This is a genomic window from Azospirillum argentinense, from assembly GCF_000632475.1.
Taxonomy (GTDB): Bacteria; Pseudomonadota; Alphaproteobacteria; order Azospirillales; family Azospirillaceae; genus Azospirillum; species Azospirillum baldaniorum.
In genome coordinates, this window is the sequence record NZ_CP007798.1 from 75,765 (window position 1) to 90,704 (window position 14,940).

The window sequence follows — 14,940 nt, forward strand, 5'->3', positions numbered from 1 at the left end:
GCGGAGCCTGACCGGCTTCCAGCGGTGCCGATCAGAGCAGGTGTGGCCGAAGGTCGGCCGGGCGTTTCACCATCAGGGTCGCGGCGCCGCCCGCTTCTCCGCTGTCCGACAGCAGCGCCCGCCGCCCGACGCCCGCCGCTCGCGCCGCCTCCATGTCGGTCGGCTGGTCGCCAAGGAACACCGACCGTCCCAGATCGAGATCGAGCCGCCGCGCCGCCTCCAGGATCATGCCGGGATTGGGCTTGCGCCAGAAGCTGTCGCGCGCATAGCCGGGAACCCGCGCGTCGGGGTGGTACGGGCAATGGAACACCCCGGCGATGTCGATCCCATGGCCGCGGAATTCCCCGCACATCCAGCCGGACAGCTCCAGGAACGCGGATTCGGTGAAATAGCCTCGCGCGATGCCGGATTGGTTGGTGATCACGGCGATGCGGAAGCCGCGGTCCGCCGCGAGGCGGGCCAGATCGAAGATCCCGTCCACGAAGGTGAAGCGGTCGCGCGCGCCGACATAGCCGTGGTCGATGTTGACTACCCCGTCGCGGTCGAGCAGCAAGGCCCGGTAAGGCATCCTTCCCCCCTGCCCGGCCCGCTCAGAACGCCTTCAGCTTCTTCCAGGCGAACAGCACCATGCGGAGCAGCAGCCAGCCATGGCTGAAGCGGCTGATCTGGGTTTCGCCGTAGCTGCGGTCGGCGTAGCGGATCGGCACCTCGACGATCTCCAGATTCAGCTTGGACGCGCCGAAGATCAGGTCGAAGTCGCCGAACGGGTCGAAGTCCCCGAAATAGTGGCGGTTGGCGACGATCTGGTCGTAGTCGCGCTTCCACAGCACCTTCGTTCCGCACAGCGTGTCGGTGAAGCGCGTGTTCAGCAGGAAGGAGAAGATGCGGGCGAAGGCGCGGTTGGCGATCCAGTTCAGGAAGCGCATCGCCTGGTCGGCCATCGGGTAGACCAGCCGCGTGCCGTTGATGAACTCGCCCTGGCCGGACGCGATGGCGCGGTAGAACTTCGGCAGCGACTCCGGCGGGACGGTCAGGTCGGCGTCGAGGATCATCAGGATGTCGCCGCGCGCCGCGGCGAATCCGGTGCGCACCGCGTCGCCCTTGCCCTTGCCGGGCTGCTTCATGACCTTGATGTCCCAGTCCGGATAGGCGGCCTGGACGCGCAGGCATTCCTCGTAGGTGTTGTCCTTGCTGTTGCCCTCGACGTAGATGACCTCCAGGTCCGGGCAGAAGCGCGGCAGGCGGCGGACGGCGTTCTCGATGTTGCCGCGCTCGTTCCGGCAGGGGACCAGCACCGTGCAGGAGGGCTGTTTCGCCGGAGCCTGGGCGGCCGGGCGCGCCACCACGTAGTTGCGCAGGCACAGCTTCCGGATGCCGGGCAGCGGGGCGACGCTGCGGTTGATCAGCGTGCCGAGGCCGAACAGCCGCCGTGGCACGAGCTGGCGCCATTCCCGCTTCACCGGCTGCCAGCCGGCCAGAGTCAGCAGCCCGGCGATGTCGGTGCTCGACAGCCAGTTGAGCTGGCCCTGGGGCATCTTCAGCCCGAGCGTCTCGGCAAGGCCCAGCACCGGTTCCCACAGGCGGGAGTGATAGCTGACGATGATGCGCGTCCGCGGCGTGGCGAAGCGGTGCAGGTGCCGCAGCGTCTCCTCGATGTCGTCCAGGAAGCCGACGGTGTCCGACAGCAGGATCACGTCGAAGCGGCCGTCGATCCGCGCCAGATCCCCCGGGTCCTCGGCGTTGCCGGTGTGGAACTCCAGCCCCGGATGGCGTTGCCGCGCCTGTTCGATCATCGCCGGGCTGATGTCGATCCCGGCCCCGCGCGACGGCTGCAGGAAGGCCAGCGTGTCGCCCGTGCCGCAGCCGATCTCCAGAACCGAAGCGTTTTCCGGAATGAGGAAGCGCAGATAGGCGCGGTCGGCCTCGTGGAAGGCGCGGTTGCGCTCGACCCAGCGGTCGCGTTCCGCGGCCAGACGGTCGAACAGCGTCCGCACGCTCTCCTGGCGGGGCGTCAGGGGCTGCTCATCGCCGGCCATGGCTTTCTCAAAAGCATCAACGGTCATCGATACGGTCCGCACCAGCGTTTCTGGAAGCGTTTCGGCTTCCGCAAGACGAGGCAAGCCAAGCCGGCCGCCGATCCGGCGGCGGGCCGGTGCCCGACGTTTGGCCCGGAGGGCAGGAATGGAAGCGGTTAGTACCACAAGACGGTGGGAACGCTAAGTCTTCGTCTGAGTCTCCATGGGTGCGGCCGGGAAAGGTCCCCGCCGCCGCCCCTCCCGCACGGCGGGCACCGCCATGGCGGGCGGCGGCGGGGGGCAAAGGGCCGCGGGATGGCGCGGCGTTGCACCAGACACTTTATAACGCTATGAAACAAAACGATAATTCTGGGTTTTTCCAATTGACACGCGAGCGGAAGGATATAGTCTTTCCCTCAACCATCGACATAAACACCGTCATAAGACTCGTTCTGTGTGGGAGTTGGGCGGCAGGAACACCATCCTGGATCGTGCCGCTTCCCGGTGCCTTTGCCCGGTGCCTTTGCCCGGTGCCTTTGCCTTGACGAACCGAAAGGGAACAGCCCCTCATGACCAGCACGACAGCGGAGCTTGAAGCGCTCCTCATGCAGCGGTCGCTGACCGACGCGCAGCTTCTGGAGGCGGCGGACGCCGCGGCGGACTTCCGCATCCTGCCGAACGCAACGGTGCTCAAGATCGGCGGGCAGAGCGTCATCGACCGCGGCCGCGCCGCCGTCTACCCGCTGGTCGACGAGATCGTCGTCGCCCGCAAGGAGCACAAGCTGCTGATCGGGACCGGCGCCGGCACCCGCGCCCGCCACATCTACTCGATCGCGGCGGGGCTGAACCTGCCGGCCGGCCTGCTCTCGCAGCTCGGCGGCTCGGTCGCCGACCAGAACGCCGCGATGCTCGGCCAGCTCCTCGCCAAGCACGGCATCTCCGCGGTGGATGGCGCCGGCCTGTCGTCGGTACCGTTGTTCCTGGCCGAAGTGAACGCCGTCGTCTTCAGCGGCATGCCGCCCTACAAGCTGTGGATGCGCCCTGCCGCCGAGGGCGTCATTCCGCCCTACCGCACCGACGCCGGCTGCTTCCTGGTGGCCGAGCAGTTCGGCTGCCGGGCGATGATCTACGTGAAGGACGAGAACGGGCTCTACACCGAAAACCCGAAGACCTCCAAAAACGCCACCTTCATCCCGAAGATCTCGGTGGACGAGATGAAGGCGAAGGGGCTGCAGGACTCGATCCTGGAATTCCCGGTGCTCGACCTGCTGAAGAACGCCCGCCATGTGCGCGAGGTGCAGGTCGTCAACGGCCTCGTCCCCGGCAACCTGACCCGCGCGCTCGCCGGCGAGCATGTCGGCACCATCATCACCGCGAGCTGAAGGACCGTCTTCCATGTCCGACACCACCAACAGCATCAAGCATGTGGCCTCGCCGCTCGCGCGCCAGACCCTTCTCGACGGCAGCCTGACCGCCCCGGTCGCCGGCGTCCGCCCGATCCGCCTGCTGCCCTGGCTCCAGGTCGTGAAGATCGGCGGACGATCGATCATGGACCGCGGTCACGAGGCGATCCTGCCCATCGTCGAGGAGATCCGCAGCATCCTGCCGGAGCACCGGCTGCTGATCCTGACCGGCGCCGGCATCCGCGCGCGCCATCTGTACAGCGTCGGGCTGGATCTCGGCCTGCCGGTCGGCTCGCTCGCTCCGCTCGCCGCGACCGAGGCCGGGCAGAACGGCCACATCCTGGCCGCGCTGCTGTCGCCGGACGGCGTGTCCTACGTCGAGCACGGGACCATCGCGAACCAGCTGGCGGTGCATCTGTCGGCCGCCCGCGCGGTGGTGGGCAGCGCCTTCCCGCCCTACCACCACCACGAGTTCCCCGGCTCGCGCATTCCGCAGCACCGGGCCGACACGGGCGCCTTCCTGCTGGCCGACGCGCTGGGCGCCGCCGGGCTGACCATCGTGGAGGACGTGGACGGCATCTGCAGCGCCGACCCGAACGGCCCCGAGGGCGGAACGGCGGAGCTGCTGCGCGAGACCACCGCCGCCGAGCTGGCCAAGCGGGGCGGCACGCTGCCGCTGGACGGCGCGCTGCTGGAGGTGATGGCGAACGCCCGCCACCTGGAGCGCGTGCAGGTTGTCAACGGGCTGGTTCCGGGCCGTCTGACCGCCGCGCTGCGCGGCGAGCATGTCGGCACCATCATTCGCACCGGCGCCCGACCGCTCTGAGCGGGTTCGGTCCGGCAGGAACGGCGAAGGCGTCCGGTGGCGGCACCGGACGCCTTTCGCGTGGGGAAACGCCGTCAGAAACTCAGTTGCTTGCCACCGGCTTGCGGACGGCCTTCTGGGCGTCGGCCTTCGCCACGGCCTTCACGGCGGGCGGCGCCATGTCCTCCGAGGACGCCTGCTGAAGCCGGCCCTGCGGGCTCGCCTTCGACGGGAAGGCCACGGGCAGCAGCATCGCGGCGAAGACGGCGACGGCGATCAGGGTCTTCACGGCTTCCCAGGCGAAACCGCTGCGGCGCGGGGTGTTGGAAACGTCGTCCGCCTCCAGGGCGGTCGCCGAGGCAGCCGGCATCGGCTGGACTGCGGTCATGGACATGGCAGGCACTCGTGTTCGGGTTCGCCGGATTGGTACCCACACCATCGCAAGGGTCATGCCATGCCCTACGCCCCGAACCGGCCATTTCCAGACCTTCGTTTGGAAATTATCTCAAAATCAAAACAGTGCCGGGGAGTCCGTCTCACCACCGTCTCCGCTGCGGGCGGGGCGCTTCGCAGGCGCAAAAAGCCCTTTTCGGCCCGCGCACCCGGCAAAATCCTCCCCCTGGGCGGCGGCTTCTGCCCAGTTGGCGGGAAAATATTGCCGCGCGGAGTGTGGGCTTTCCCGCCTCAGGCCATCGCGCGGATCAGCGCGATCTGGCGTTCCAGGCAATGGGACAGGTCGAAACGCTCCACCGCCGTCTCCCGCGCGGCGCGGGCCAGCGGAGCGAAGGAGTCCGGCTCCTCCAGCACCGCGATGGTCTTGGCGGCGATGTCCTCTGGGGAGAAGAAATCGGCCAGCAGCCCGTTCTCGCCGTGCCGGATGACTTCCCGAACCGGGGCGGTGTCGGAGCCGATCACCACACAGCCGAGCGCCATGGACTCCACCATCGACCAGGACAGGACGAAGGGGTACGTCAGGTAGACGTGCGCCCGCGACACCCGCAGGACCGACAGATACTGGTCGTAGGGAAGGTGCCCCAGGAAATGGACGCGCGCCGGATCCAGCGGCACCTCGGCTAGCATGGTTTCCCGCCAGCTCTTTCCACCGCCGGGGGGCGCCGAGCCATAGCTGACCTCGTCGCCGCCGGCGATCAGCACATGGGCCTTGGGCCGCGCCTCCAGGATGCGCGGCAGGGCGCGCATGAAGCTGGGGAAACCGCGGTAGGGCTCCAGGTTGCGCACGGCGTAGGTCAGCACCTCGTCCTGGCGCGTCAGCACCGTGCCGTCGGCCAGGGTGACGCGGATGCCCGGGTCGGGAAGGAGCTGCGCGGTGTCCACCCCGTCGTGGATGACCTCAATCTTGGAATGGAACGGCGCCGGGTGGGAGTCGCGCTGCCACTCGGTCGGGGCGATGCCGCGGTCGCAGGCCTCCAGGGCGAGCAGCAGCGGCGTGCTGCGCATCCGCAGCCGCAGCACCGTGTCGATGTTGACCGGAACCGACGGGTCGAAGCCGACGTCCAGCCCCTGGGCGCGGTAGAAGAACTCGCAGTAGTTCAGGTAGGGCGTGTTGGGGAAGGCGTCCTTGACGAACAGCGTCTCGCCCCAGCCCGGATGGCCGACGATGACGTCGGGCCGGAATCCCTCCTCGCGCAGGCCCATCAGCAGCCGGGCCACGGCCTGTCCGTGCAGCACCGCGTTCTCGGTGGACACCAGATAGGGGTGCGCGTTCTCCCGCGCCTTGCGGCTGGGCTGGTAGGAGAGGCGGCGGACGTTCGGGATCTCGCGGTCGGTGCGCTTGGTGATGAAGACGACGCGGTTCGCCGGATCGGCGGCCAGACGGGCGGCCAGATGCTTGTACTGGCCCGGCATGTTCTGGTGGATGAAGACGATGTTCATGATGACTCCACAAGGACCGCTGGTCGGACCGCCTTGATCAAACTTAGCCGTCAGGCTTGGCCATCAGACTTGGCCGTCAGGCGCGCCCGGCGCCGAACTTCTCGCGCAGCTTCGGCCCGACCTTCGGCAGCAGAACCGACAGGATCAGCAGGCTGAGCCCGATGACGGTCGGCGCGATCCAGTCCGGCTTGCCGGCCAGGGCATGGTCACCGGCGGCGCCGAACTGCACGAAGGCGACGGTCATCGGCAACTGCCCGACCAGCGACCCGAAGGCGTAGGCGCCGAGCCGCACCCGCGTCAGGCCGAGCGCGTAGTTCACCCCGCTGTGCGGCAGAACGGGAACCAGACGCAGCATGGCGACGGCGCGCCAGCCGCCGTTCTCCAGCCGGCGCAGGGCCTCACCCCAGCGCGCTCCATCCAGGGCCGGCACCAGCCCGTTGCAGACGTAGCGGGTCAGCAGGAAGCCGGTGGAGGCGCCGACCACACTGCCCGCCGCCGCCAGAACCCCGCCCCACCAGACACCGAAGACCAGCCCGGCGACCATCGCCATGACGGAGCGCGGGAAGAACAGCAGGCTGGCCAGGATGTGGAGGAGGAGGAACAGCAACGGTGCCGCGGGGTGGTGGCGCAGAACGTCCTGCAGCGCATCCATGCCAAAGGTCCCGTGCCACGCCCACCAGACCCCGGCGCCGCCGAGCAGGAGCAGGGCGAGCAGTCCCCGCCCCAAATTGCGGAGGGTGGACAGGGACGGCGGGCGGCGCTCGGCCATGGTGCGGGCCTTCTGCTCTTGGAACTGGGGTTCTTGGAAACAGGTTCCGATGGTTCGGCTTGCATATCACGGGCGTTGCCGCGCCGCGAGCGACGATCGCGCGACCGTCGGGCTCCCTTGGTCGAACGGAGTCAAGAAAAAGGCCGCAGCCAGGACGGCGCAGCCTTCAAGTCTAGGGAGGAAACGCCCAAAGGGCATCCAGGAAGCAATCTATGCTGCAGCGCAGCAAAAGTCAAGCCTCCGCTGTATACTCTCCATCGAAAATATTCCACCCCTTGCCGGCCCCCGCCCTTCCCTCTCGGGTCGCAGAGTCCGGAAAAAGAAAAGGCTGCAGCCGGTGAGGCGCAGCCTAGTTTTGGGAGGGAGGAAACCAAGAGAACTTGGTGAAGTCATTTATGGGCCGATTTGATTAACGGTGCGTAAACAGGGCATGTATTCCGAAGACATACTCATTTTTTGGCGAAGATCAGAAAGGCCAAGCTTCCGCTTGGTCGGGGAGACGACGGTTTGCTGCACAGCGGCCGGTGAAGCCATGTTTGTGAAGCCACGTCGGTGAAGTCATGTCACGGCTGCCGGTGGCTGAGCGCTGTCCGGATGTCGTTCTGCCACACCATGCTGACCAGGGCGACCTGGGTGAGCAGGGCGATCTCGCCGTGTCCGATGGCGCCCAGAAGCTCTTCCCGCGTCATGAACAGGATCTCCGTCTCCTCCAGATCGTCGGATAGGGGATCGGCCACCCGGCGGCAGCCGGTGGCGTGAAACATGTGGGACACGGCCCCGCCCTGGTTGGCGTTGACCGTGTAGCCGCCCAGCGCCGTCCAGCGGTCCGAAGCGAAGCCGGTCTCCTCCAGAAGCTCGCGCCGGGCGGCCTCCAGAGGGTCCTCGCCCGGCGACAGATGGCCGCCGGGGAAGGTCAGGTTCACCCGCCGCGGGCCGTGCCGGTACTGACGGTAGACAATGGCGCGCCCGTCCTCCGTCTCGGCGAAGATGCAGGCGAAGGACGGCATGTCGAACTGATAGTAGTCCCGGACGATCCGCCCGTCCGGCAGTTCCACCGTTTCGACATGGACCTTCAGGAACGGTTCCCCATCGAGCAGCTCCCGGCGTTCGAGCACGGTCCACGGGCGCAGGCGGCGCGTCATCCTTCGGTCTCCCTGGCGGCGGCGCAGCATGGGTAACGGCCCGCAGCCACCGGAGCAACGGCGCAATCGGAGCGGGGCGGGCTGGGCGTCCCCATGGGAGCGGGGGCATGGGTGGAGACGGCTATGCCCGCACACCCTGGCTTCCGCATGGTCACGATGGGCGTGCGTCCGGAGGCGTCCGTCAATCTTTCAGGGTCTTATTTGTTAACAACGCAAGCATAGGTGATATTTTTTTCCGGGACGTTGCCGCCAAAAAGGGTTTTATCGGCGCTCTTGCCCTCCATGGTGATGTTGATAGGATACAAAGACAACGGTGAATAACGATTGTGTCGCAAATTTTATCCTTATGCTTGTGGAGGCCGGTCGCGGTCGGAAGCCTTCTTTCCCCCGTCTCCCAGAAGCCGCCCATCGAAAGACGCCCATCGAAAGCCGGAAACCCATGCCGAGCCTGCCCCTCTCCGATCTTCGTCGGGCCACGTCCGTGGCCGCCCCAACCCGCGGCCCGTCCGCGGCATCACGAAGCGCCCCGCACGGCGTTCCCGAAGGCGCGCCCGCCGCCGCCGCCGCATCCGGCGAACGGGCGCCGACGCGGATTCGGGTGCGGGCGCCGCAGGATCTGGCCTCCGGCCTGCTGATCGCGGCCTTCGGTCTGAGCGCCCTGTGGATGGGGCGCGACTGGCCGACCGGCACGCTCGCCTCTGTGCAATCCGGCTTCTTCCCGCGGATGATCGGGACGCTAATGGTCCTGGCCGGCGCCGTGGTGGCCGGGCGAAGCCTGCTGGTCCACGGCCCCGCCCTGCCGTCCTGGAACTGGCGTCCGCTGGCCGGGGTGACGGCGGCGGTGTTGGCCTTCGCCGGGACGGTGGAAACGCTCGGGCTGGTGCCGGCGGTGCTGATCCTGGTCGCGCTGGGCAATCTGGCCGGCCAGCCGCTGCGTCCGGGGCCGCTGGCCTTGCTGGGCGGCGTCCTGGCGGCGGGCTGCGTCGCGCTGTTCGTCTGGGGGCTGGGCCTGCCCCTGCAAGTGTGGCCTCTGTGGGTGTCGCCGTGATGGATCTGATCGCCAATCTTCTGCTCGGCCTGTCGGTCTCGCTGTCCCCGGACAATCTGCTGCTCTGCTTCGGTGGGGCGCTGATCGGCACGCTGATCGGCGTCCTGCCCGGTCTGGGGCCGACCGCGACGGTGGCGATGCTGCTGCCGCTGACCTTCTACCTGCCGCCGGTCGGCGCGCTCATCATGCTGGCGGGCATCTTCTACGGCTCGCAGTATGGCGGGTCGGCGACGGCGATCCTGGTGAACCTGCCGGGCGAGTCCTCTTCGGTGGTCACCTGTCTGGACGGCCACGCCATGGCGCGGCAGGGCCGGGCCGGGGTGGCGCTCGCCACGGCGGCGCTCGCCTCGCTGTTCGCCGGCATCGCCACCACCTTCCTGATCGCCGTGGCCGGTCCGCCGTTGGCCGGTGTGGCGCTCGCCTTCGGGCCGGCGGAGTATGTGTCGCTGATGCTGCTGGGCCTGATCGGGGCGGTGACCCTGGCCCATGGGTCGGTCGTGAAGGCCATCGCGATGATCCTGCTGGGCCTGCTGCTGAGCATGGTCGGCACCGACGTCAATTCCGGCGACACGCGCTTCACCTTCGGCCTGCCGCAGCTCTATGACGGCATCGACTTCGTGCCGCTCGCCATGGGGCTGTTCGGGCTGGCCGAGATCATCATCAGCCTGGAGCAGACCGGCGGCGTCGGGCGGACAACCGCCCCCATCGCCAGCCTGTGGCCGAAGCGCGAGGACGTCCGCCAAGCCTGGCCGGCGACGGTGCGCGGCACGGTGATGGGGGCGCTTCTCGGCATCCTGCCCGGCGGCGGGGCCACGCTGGGCTCCTTCGCCGCCTATTCGCTGGAGAAGAAGGTGTCCCGCCACCCGGAGCGCTTCGGCCAGGGCGCCATCGAGGGGGTGGCCGCACCGGAGGCCGCCAACAACGCCGCCTCGCAGGCCTGCTTCATCCCGATGCTCAGCCTGGGCATCCCGCCCAACGCCATCATGGCCTTGATGATCGGCGCCATGACCATCCACGGCATCACGCCGGGGCCGCAGATCATGGTCAAGCAGCCGGAGCTGTTCTGGGGCATGATCGCCAGCATGCTGATCGGCAACGTGATCCTGGTGATCCTGAACCTGCCGATGATCGGGCTGTGGGTGCGGCTGCTGCGGGTGCCCTACGGCTATCTGTTTCCGGCCATCCTGGTCTTCTGCTGCATCGGCACCTACACGCTGAACAACAGCGCCTTCAACGTCCTGCTGATGGCCCTGTTCGGCGTCCTGGGCTACGTCCTGCGCAAGCTGGACTGCGAGCCGGCGCCCCTGATGCTGGGATTCGTGCTGGGCCCCCTGTTGGAGGAGAATCTGGGGCGCGCCCTGCTGCTGTCGGGCGGCGACCCCACCGTCTTCGCCACCCGCCCGATCAGCGGCGGCCTGCTGGCCGTCGCCGCCCTTCTGCTGCTCGTGATGGTGATGCCGGCGGTGCGCCGCCGCCGCGACGAAGCCTTCCAGGACGAGTGATTCCCGAACTTTCCGTTCTCCCCGCCCGCCTTCCCATCGGGGGGCAGGCGGCCATCACGCCGTGAAAGGTGCCTGTGCGATGACCGTCGTCAAAGAGTTCCCCCGCCCCGCCGCCGATCTGGTCGCCGCCTTCCGCGGCCAGTCCCCGGCCACGCTGCACGAAGCGATGGGCAAGAAGGGCGCGATGTCCTTTCCGATCAAGCCGCTCTACCAAGGCATGACGCTGTTCGGCACCGCGGTGACCGTGTCCGGCGGCCCCACCGACAATCTGATGATCCACGCCGCCATGGCGTTGACCCGTCCGGGTGACGTGCTGGTGGTCGATTTCAAGGGCATGACCGAGGCCGGCCCCTGGGGCGACGTGCTGACCGAGGCGGCCATCCAGCGCGGCCTGGCCGGGCTGGTGATCGACGGCTGCGTGCGCGACGCCGCGGCCATCCGCAACATGGGCTTTCCGGTCTTTTGCCGGGGGACCAGCATGAAGGGCACCACCAAGACCCAGCCCACGGGCGACGTGAACACCCCCATCGTCTGCGGCGGCGTGATGGTCATGCCGGGCGACATCGTGGTCGGCGACGACGACGGGGTGGTCGTGGTGCCCCAGGCCGAGGCCGCCGCCACGCTCGCCAAGGCGGCGGAGCGCGAGCGGATGGAGGAGGGCCTGCGCGAACAGCTCCGCGCCGGACGGACGACGGTGGAGGCGCTGAAGCTGGAACCCTGTCTGGAGGCCGGCGGCATCGCCCTGTAAGCGCGCTGTCGCAAGCACGCCATCACAAAAAAAGCGGGTGGGAAAAGCGGGCGGGCCGAAAAGCCCGCCTGATCATCGCCTACGGTGGTATTACCGGTCTTCGGCAAGAGAAGGGCGATAGGCAAAAAAAAGCCGCGTCCGGACACGAGGTCGGCGCGGCAGACTAATGCTCTTGGAGCATCATGATGTTTTTGGTTTCCTCCCCAGACCTCAAGGCCTTTGTTTTGTGAAGGGAAATTTCCACAGTCGGTGCAGGGAAGTCAACAGCATTGAGCGGGTTATAACTTTAAGCCTAATGTTCTCTTTCGATGCATCGGAATGGCCGAAGGGGAGCCGCCGTGAACGGCATCGTGGAAAAGAAGGCCGCCCTGAAAAAATCGGAGCGGACGCCGAACAGAGGGCTTGCTTTCCGCCGATCGGGTGCGGTATCTCCCTGCCTCCTTCGTTGGAGCGGCGCGGGCGTAGCTCAGGGGTAGAGCACAACCTTGCCAAGGTTGGGGTCGAGGGTTCGAATCCCTTCGCCCGCTCCAGTATCGCGAAGGCCTCTTCCAGACATCGCAGCGCAGGAAGCATCGGGGCCAAGGCCCGTAACGGTGCCGCCGGGCCGTTTCCGCGCGCGGAGCCCGCGGATTCCTTGCCGGAATGTTAACCCACTGCTAGGGGTCTCGGGCTAAGCTCGGCCGAACGGCTTAGAAGAACCACGAAGCGCGGGCACCCCCGACCATGCAGCAGCCTGACCGTCCGAACACATCGCCGAGCGAGGCCCTGCATCCCGGCTTCAATATGCTGAAGGGCCGGTCGATCCTGGTGACGGGGGGAAGCGGGTCCTTCGGCAAACGCTTCGTGGAGACGGTGCTCCGCCACGCCAGCCCGCGCCGGGTCATCGTCTTCTCCCGCGACGAGTTCAAGCAGTACGAGATGCAGCAGCAGCTCGGCCCCGAATGGGCCTCCACGCTGCGCTTCTTCATCGGCGACGTGCGCGACCGCGAGCGGCTGGAGCTGGCCATGCGCGAGGTGGACGTGTGCGTGCACGCCGCTGCGCTGAAGCATGTGCCGGCCGCCGAATACAACCCCATGGAATGCATCCACACCAACGTCTACGGGGCGGAAAACGTGGTGCGGGCGGCGCTGAACACCGGCGTGCAGCGGGTGATCGCGCTGTCCACCGACAAGGCGGCCAACCCGGTCAACCTCTACGGCGCCAGCAAGCTGGCCTCGGACAAGATCTTCATCGCCGCCAACAACCTGTCCGGCTCGCTCGGCACGCGTTTCTCGGTGGTGCGCTACGGCAACGTGGTGGGGTCCCGCGGGTCGGTGATCCCTCTGTTCCGCCGGATGATCGCGGAAGGGGTGGACGCCCTGCCGGTCACCGACGAGCGGATGACCCGCTTCTGGATCACGCTTCAGCATGGGGTGGACTTCGTCGTGTCCTGCATCGCCATGATGCAGGGCGGGGAGATCTTCGTGCCCAAGATTCCCAGCATGCGCATCACCGATCTGGCCCGCGCCATGGCGCCCCACCTGCCGCACAAGCCGGTCGGCATCCGCCCCGGCGAGAAGCTGCACGAGGTGATGATCACCGAGGACGATTCCCGTCAGACCTTCGAGCTGCCGGACCGTTTCGTCATCGAGCCGGCCTTCGCCTTCTGGACGCACGAGCCCTACCGGCGGCTGGGCGCCAAGCCGGTGACCGACGGTTTCCGCTACGCGAGCGACACCAACACCGACTGGCTGGACGGCGCGCGGCTGATGCGGCTGCTCACGGAAGCGCCGTGATGGACGAACCGGCGCCCCGGCCGCCGCTGCCCTTCCTGCCCTATGGGCGCCAGGACATCGACCAGAGCGACATCGACGCGGTGACCACCGTCCTGCGCGGCGACTGGCTGACCCAGGGGCCGGCGGTGGAGGCCTTCGAGCGGGCTCTGGGCGAACGCACCGGGGCGGCCCACGCGGTGTCCTGCGCCAACGGCACCGCTGCCCTGCATCTGGCCGCGCTCGCGCTGGGGCTCGGTCCGGGCGACGCGGTGGTGGTGCCCGCCGTCACCTTCCTCGCCACCGCCAACGCCGCCCGCTATGTCGGGGCGGAGGTCGCCTTCGCCGACGTCGATCCCGACACCGGCCTGATGGGGCCGGAGCAGGCGGTGGCGGCCATGGAGCGGGCCGGGCGGGCCGGCTGGCGGGTGCGCGCCCTGGCGCCCGTGCATTTCGCCGGGCAGACCGCGGACATGGCCGGGCTCGGCGCGCTCGCGGTCCGCCACGGGCTGGCAGTGATCGAGGATGCCTGTCACGCCATCGGCAGCGTGGACATGACGCCGGACGGGCGTGCCCTGCCGGTCGGTTCCGGCGCCTTCGGCACGCTGACCGCCTTCTCCTTCCACCCCGTGAAGACCGTCGCGGCGGGCGAGGGTGGCGCCGTGACCACCAACGACGCGGATCTCGCCGCCCGCCTGCGCCGCTTCCGCAACCACGGCATGGAGCGGGACCCGGCGGGATTCGAGGACCATGAGGGCGCTTTTGCCGCGGATGGGACCGCCAACCCCTGGTACTACGAGATGGCGGAGCCGGGCTTCAACTACCGCCTGACCGACATCCAGTCGGCGCTCGCCCTCAGCCAGCTTGCGCGGCTGGACGCCTTCGCGGAGCGGCGGCGCCGTCTGATGGACCTCTATGCGGAGCGGCTGGCCCCGCTCGCCCCGTTGGTCCGGCCCGCGGCCCGCGTTTCCTGGTGCCGCCCGGCCTGGCACCTGTGCGCCGTTTGCATCGACTTCGCCGCCGCCGGGCGGACGCGGGCGCAGGTCATGGCCGATCTGCGGGCGCGGGGCATCGGCACCCAGGTCCACTACATCCCCGTCCACCGCCAGCCCTACTGGCGCAAGCGCTACGGCGTCCTCGCCCTGCCCGGCGCCGACGCCCATTACGCCCAAACCCTGTCGCTTCCCCTGTTCCCGGCAATGGCGGAGGCCGATGTGGACCGGGTCGCCGCGGCCCTGGCCGGGGCGCTGGGCCTGCCCGCCCCGGCGTGACAACCCTGCGTCGCCGCTGGGCGGCGCCACCGCTGGACAGTTTTCTCCCTTCCAAAAATGCGCTATGCCAAGCGTCATCTGGAATGCTTCGGAGCAGGGTCATGGCCGAGGGTACTGTGGACTATTACGCGATGGTCGAAGAGGCTTGGCAACTGAGCGACACCGCGCGCGACTATGTGAAGAACGCGGGACGCGAGGTTGACAATGCGGAGTTGTGGGAGAAGGTCTTCGCCTCCTCGTCCCTGATCGACCTGGAGCGCACCCGCGCCGAGGGCGGTCAGCCGCTGCAGAAGATCTTCTTCAAGAACCCCTACGGCCTGCAGTACCGGGCCGACCACAAGGACTGGATACCGTTCCGTCACGGTGCCCTGGATCCCGCCTATCTCCAGGCGATCTGAGGCGTCTGGAGTTTCCAGACGGTTCTGCGGGGGCGCGCCCCACGAAACAGGACGGCGCGTCCGCCTCCGGCGAAACGGATCGGAATCGGTTTCCGGCCTTGAACGAAGGCGCGCGGTCCACGCGACAGCCTGCCGCAGGGTGGTGTTTCCATCACGGCTGTCCTGATAAGGCAAGGCAACCATGGAAGGCGGGC

14 protein-coding genes and 1 tRNA gene are annotated in these 14,940 nt (G+C 68.1%); 9 read left to right on the forward strand and 6 right to left on the reverse strand.

The annotated features are described in order from the left end of the window. Positions 1 to 31 precede the first annotated feature (31 nt). Together ABAZ39_RS32465 and ABAZ39_RS32470 are read right to left on the reverse strand one after the other, a co-directional pair. The gene (locus ABAZ39_RS32465) at positions 32 to 568 is read right to left on the reverse strand and encodes a D-glycero-alpha-D-manno-heptose-1,7-bisphosphate 7-phosphatase (RefSeq protein WP_040138497.1); all 537 of its coding nucleotides are present in this window, start codon (positions 566 to 568) and stop codon (positions 32 to 34) included. 22 nt (positions 569 to 590) lie between these two features. Next, positions 591 to 2,036 (reverse strand): bifunctional class I SAM-dependent methyltransferase/glycosyltransferase family 2 protein, encoded by a 1,446-nt coding sequence (locus ABAZ39_RS32470; protein ID WP_247881822.1) that lies wholly within the window; start codon positions 2,034 to 2,036, stop codon positions 591 to 593. 548 nt (positions 2,037 to 2,584) lie between these two features. Here ABAZ39_RS32470 and ABAZ39_RS32475 point away from each other — a divergent pair. After that, complete coding sequence (locus ABAZ39_RS32475; RefSeq protein ID WP_040138499.1) at positions 2,585 to 3,397, forward strand: amino acid kinase family protein; 813 nt, start codon at positions 2,585 to 2,587, stop codon at positions 3,395 to 3,397. Between the two features lie 13 nt (positions 3,398 to 3,410). Beyond that, positions 3,411 to 4,244, forward strand: coding sequence for an amino acid kinase family protein (locus ABAZ39_RS32480; RefSeq protein ID WP_040138500.1), 834 nt, complete (start codon positions 3,411 to 3,413; stop codon positions 4,242 to 4,244). An 82-nt stretch (positions 4,245 to 4,326) separates the two neighbouring features. On the opposite strand, the gene ABAZ39_RS32485 is transcribed toward ABAZ39_RS32480, so the two are convergent. The 4 genes from ABAZ39_RS32485 to ABAZ39_RS32500 all read right to left on the reverse strand — a co-directional run bounded on the left by ABAZ39_RS32485 (position 4,327) and on the right by ABAZ39_RS32500 (position 8,027). Beyond that, positions 4,327 to 4,617, reverse strand: coding sequence for a hypothetical protein (locus tag ABAZ39_RS32485; RefSeq protein ID WP_040138501.1), 291 nt, complete (start codon positions 4,615 to 4,617; stop codon positions 4,327 to 4,329). A gap of 290 nt (positions 4,618 to 4,907) precedes the next feature. Then, positions 4,908 to 6,116 (reverse strand): glycosyltransferase family 4 protein, encoded by a 1,209-nt coding sequence (locus tag ABAZ39_RS32490; protein ID WP_040138502.1) that lies wholly within the window; start codon positions 6,114 to 6,116, stop codon positions 4,908 to 4,910. 76 nt (positions 6,117 to 6,192) lie between these two features. Continuing rightward, entirely contained in the window at positions 6,193 to 6,885 is a 693-nt protein-coding gene (locus ABAZ39_RS32495; protein WP_051658840.1) for a TVP38/TMEM64 family protein, read from the reverse strand. Positions 6,886 to 7,448: 563 nt separating this feature from the next. Further along, positions 7,449 to 8,027 (reverse strand): NUDIX hydrolase, encoded by a 579-nt coding sequence (locus tag ABAZ39_RS32500; RefSeq protein WP_040138503.1) that lies wholly within the window; start codon positions 8,025 to 8,027, stop codon positions 7,449 to 7,451. Between the two features lie 481 nt (positions 8,028 to 8,508). On the opposite strand from ABAZ39_RS32500, the gene ABAZ39_RS35355 reads away from it, so the two are divergent. From ABAZ39_RS35355 to ABAZ39_RS32535, 7 genes are all read left to right on the forward strand, one after another. Further along, positions 8,509 to 9,075 (forward strand): tripartite tricarboxylate transporter TctB family protein, encoded by a 567-nt coding sequence (locus ABAZ39_RS35355; protein WP_247881815.1) that lies wholly within the window; start codon positions 8,509 to 8,511, stop codon positions 9,073 to 9,075. Next, positions 9,075 to 10,577, forward strand: a complete 1,503-nt coding sequence (locus tag ABAZ39_RS32510) for a tripartite tricarboxylate transporter permease (RefSeq protein ID WP_040138554.1) — start codon at positions 9,075 to 9,077, stop codon at positions 10,575 to 10,577. The genes ABAZ39_RS35355 and ABAZ39_RS32510 overlap by 1 nt, the downstream gene beginning before the upstream one ends. Positions 10,578 to 10,656: 79 nt before the next feature. Further along, positions 10,657 to 11,325 carry a 4-carboxy-4-hydroxy-2-oxoadipate aldolase/oxaloacetate decarboxylase gene (locus ABAZ39_RS32515; protein WP_040138505.1) on the forward strand — a complete coding sequence of 223 codons (669 nt, stop codon included), beginning with the start codon at positions 10,657 to 10,659 and terminating at the stop codon, positions 11,323 to 11,325. 455 nt (positions 11,326 to 11,780) lie between these two features. Next, positions 11,781 to 11,855, forward strand: a tRNA-Gly gene (locus ABAZ39_RS32520). 193 nt (positions 11,856 to 12,048) lie between these two features. Continuing rightward, entirely contained in the window at positions 12,049 to 13,101 is a 1,053-nt protein-coding gene (pseB, locus tag ABAZ39_RS32525) for a UDP-N-acetylglucosamine 4,6-dehydratase (inverting) (protein WP_081863510.1), read from the forward strand. Beyond that, the gene (gene pseC / locus ABAZ39_RS32530; protein ID WP_040138506.1) at positions 13,101 to 14,348 is read left to right on the forward strand and encodes a UDP-4-amino-4,6-dideoxy-N-acetyl-beta-L-altrosamine transaminase; all 1,248 of its coding nucleotides are present in this window, start codon (positions 13,101 to 13,103) and stop codon (positions 14,346 to 14,348) included. Before pseB ends, pseC begins: the two co-directional genes overlap by 1 nt. 101 nt (positions 14,349 to 14,449) lie before the next feature. After that, positions 14,450 to 14,746: a hypothetical protein gene (locus ABAZ39_RS32535; protein WP_040138507.1), complete on the forward strand. Its 297-nt coding sequence runs from the start codon at positions 14,450 to 14,452 to the stop codon at positions 14,744 to 14,746. Positions 14,747 to 14,940: the final 194 nt, after the last annotated feature.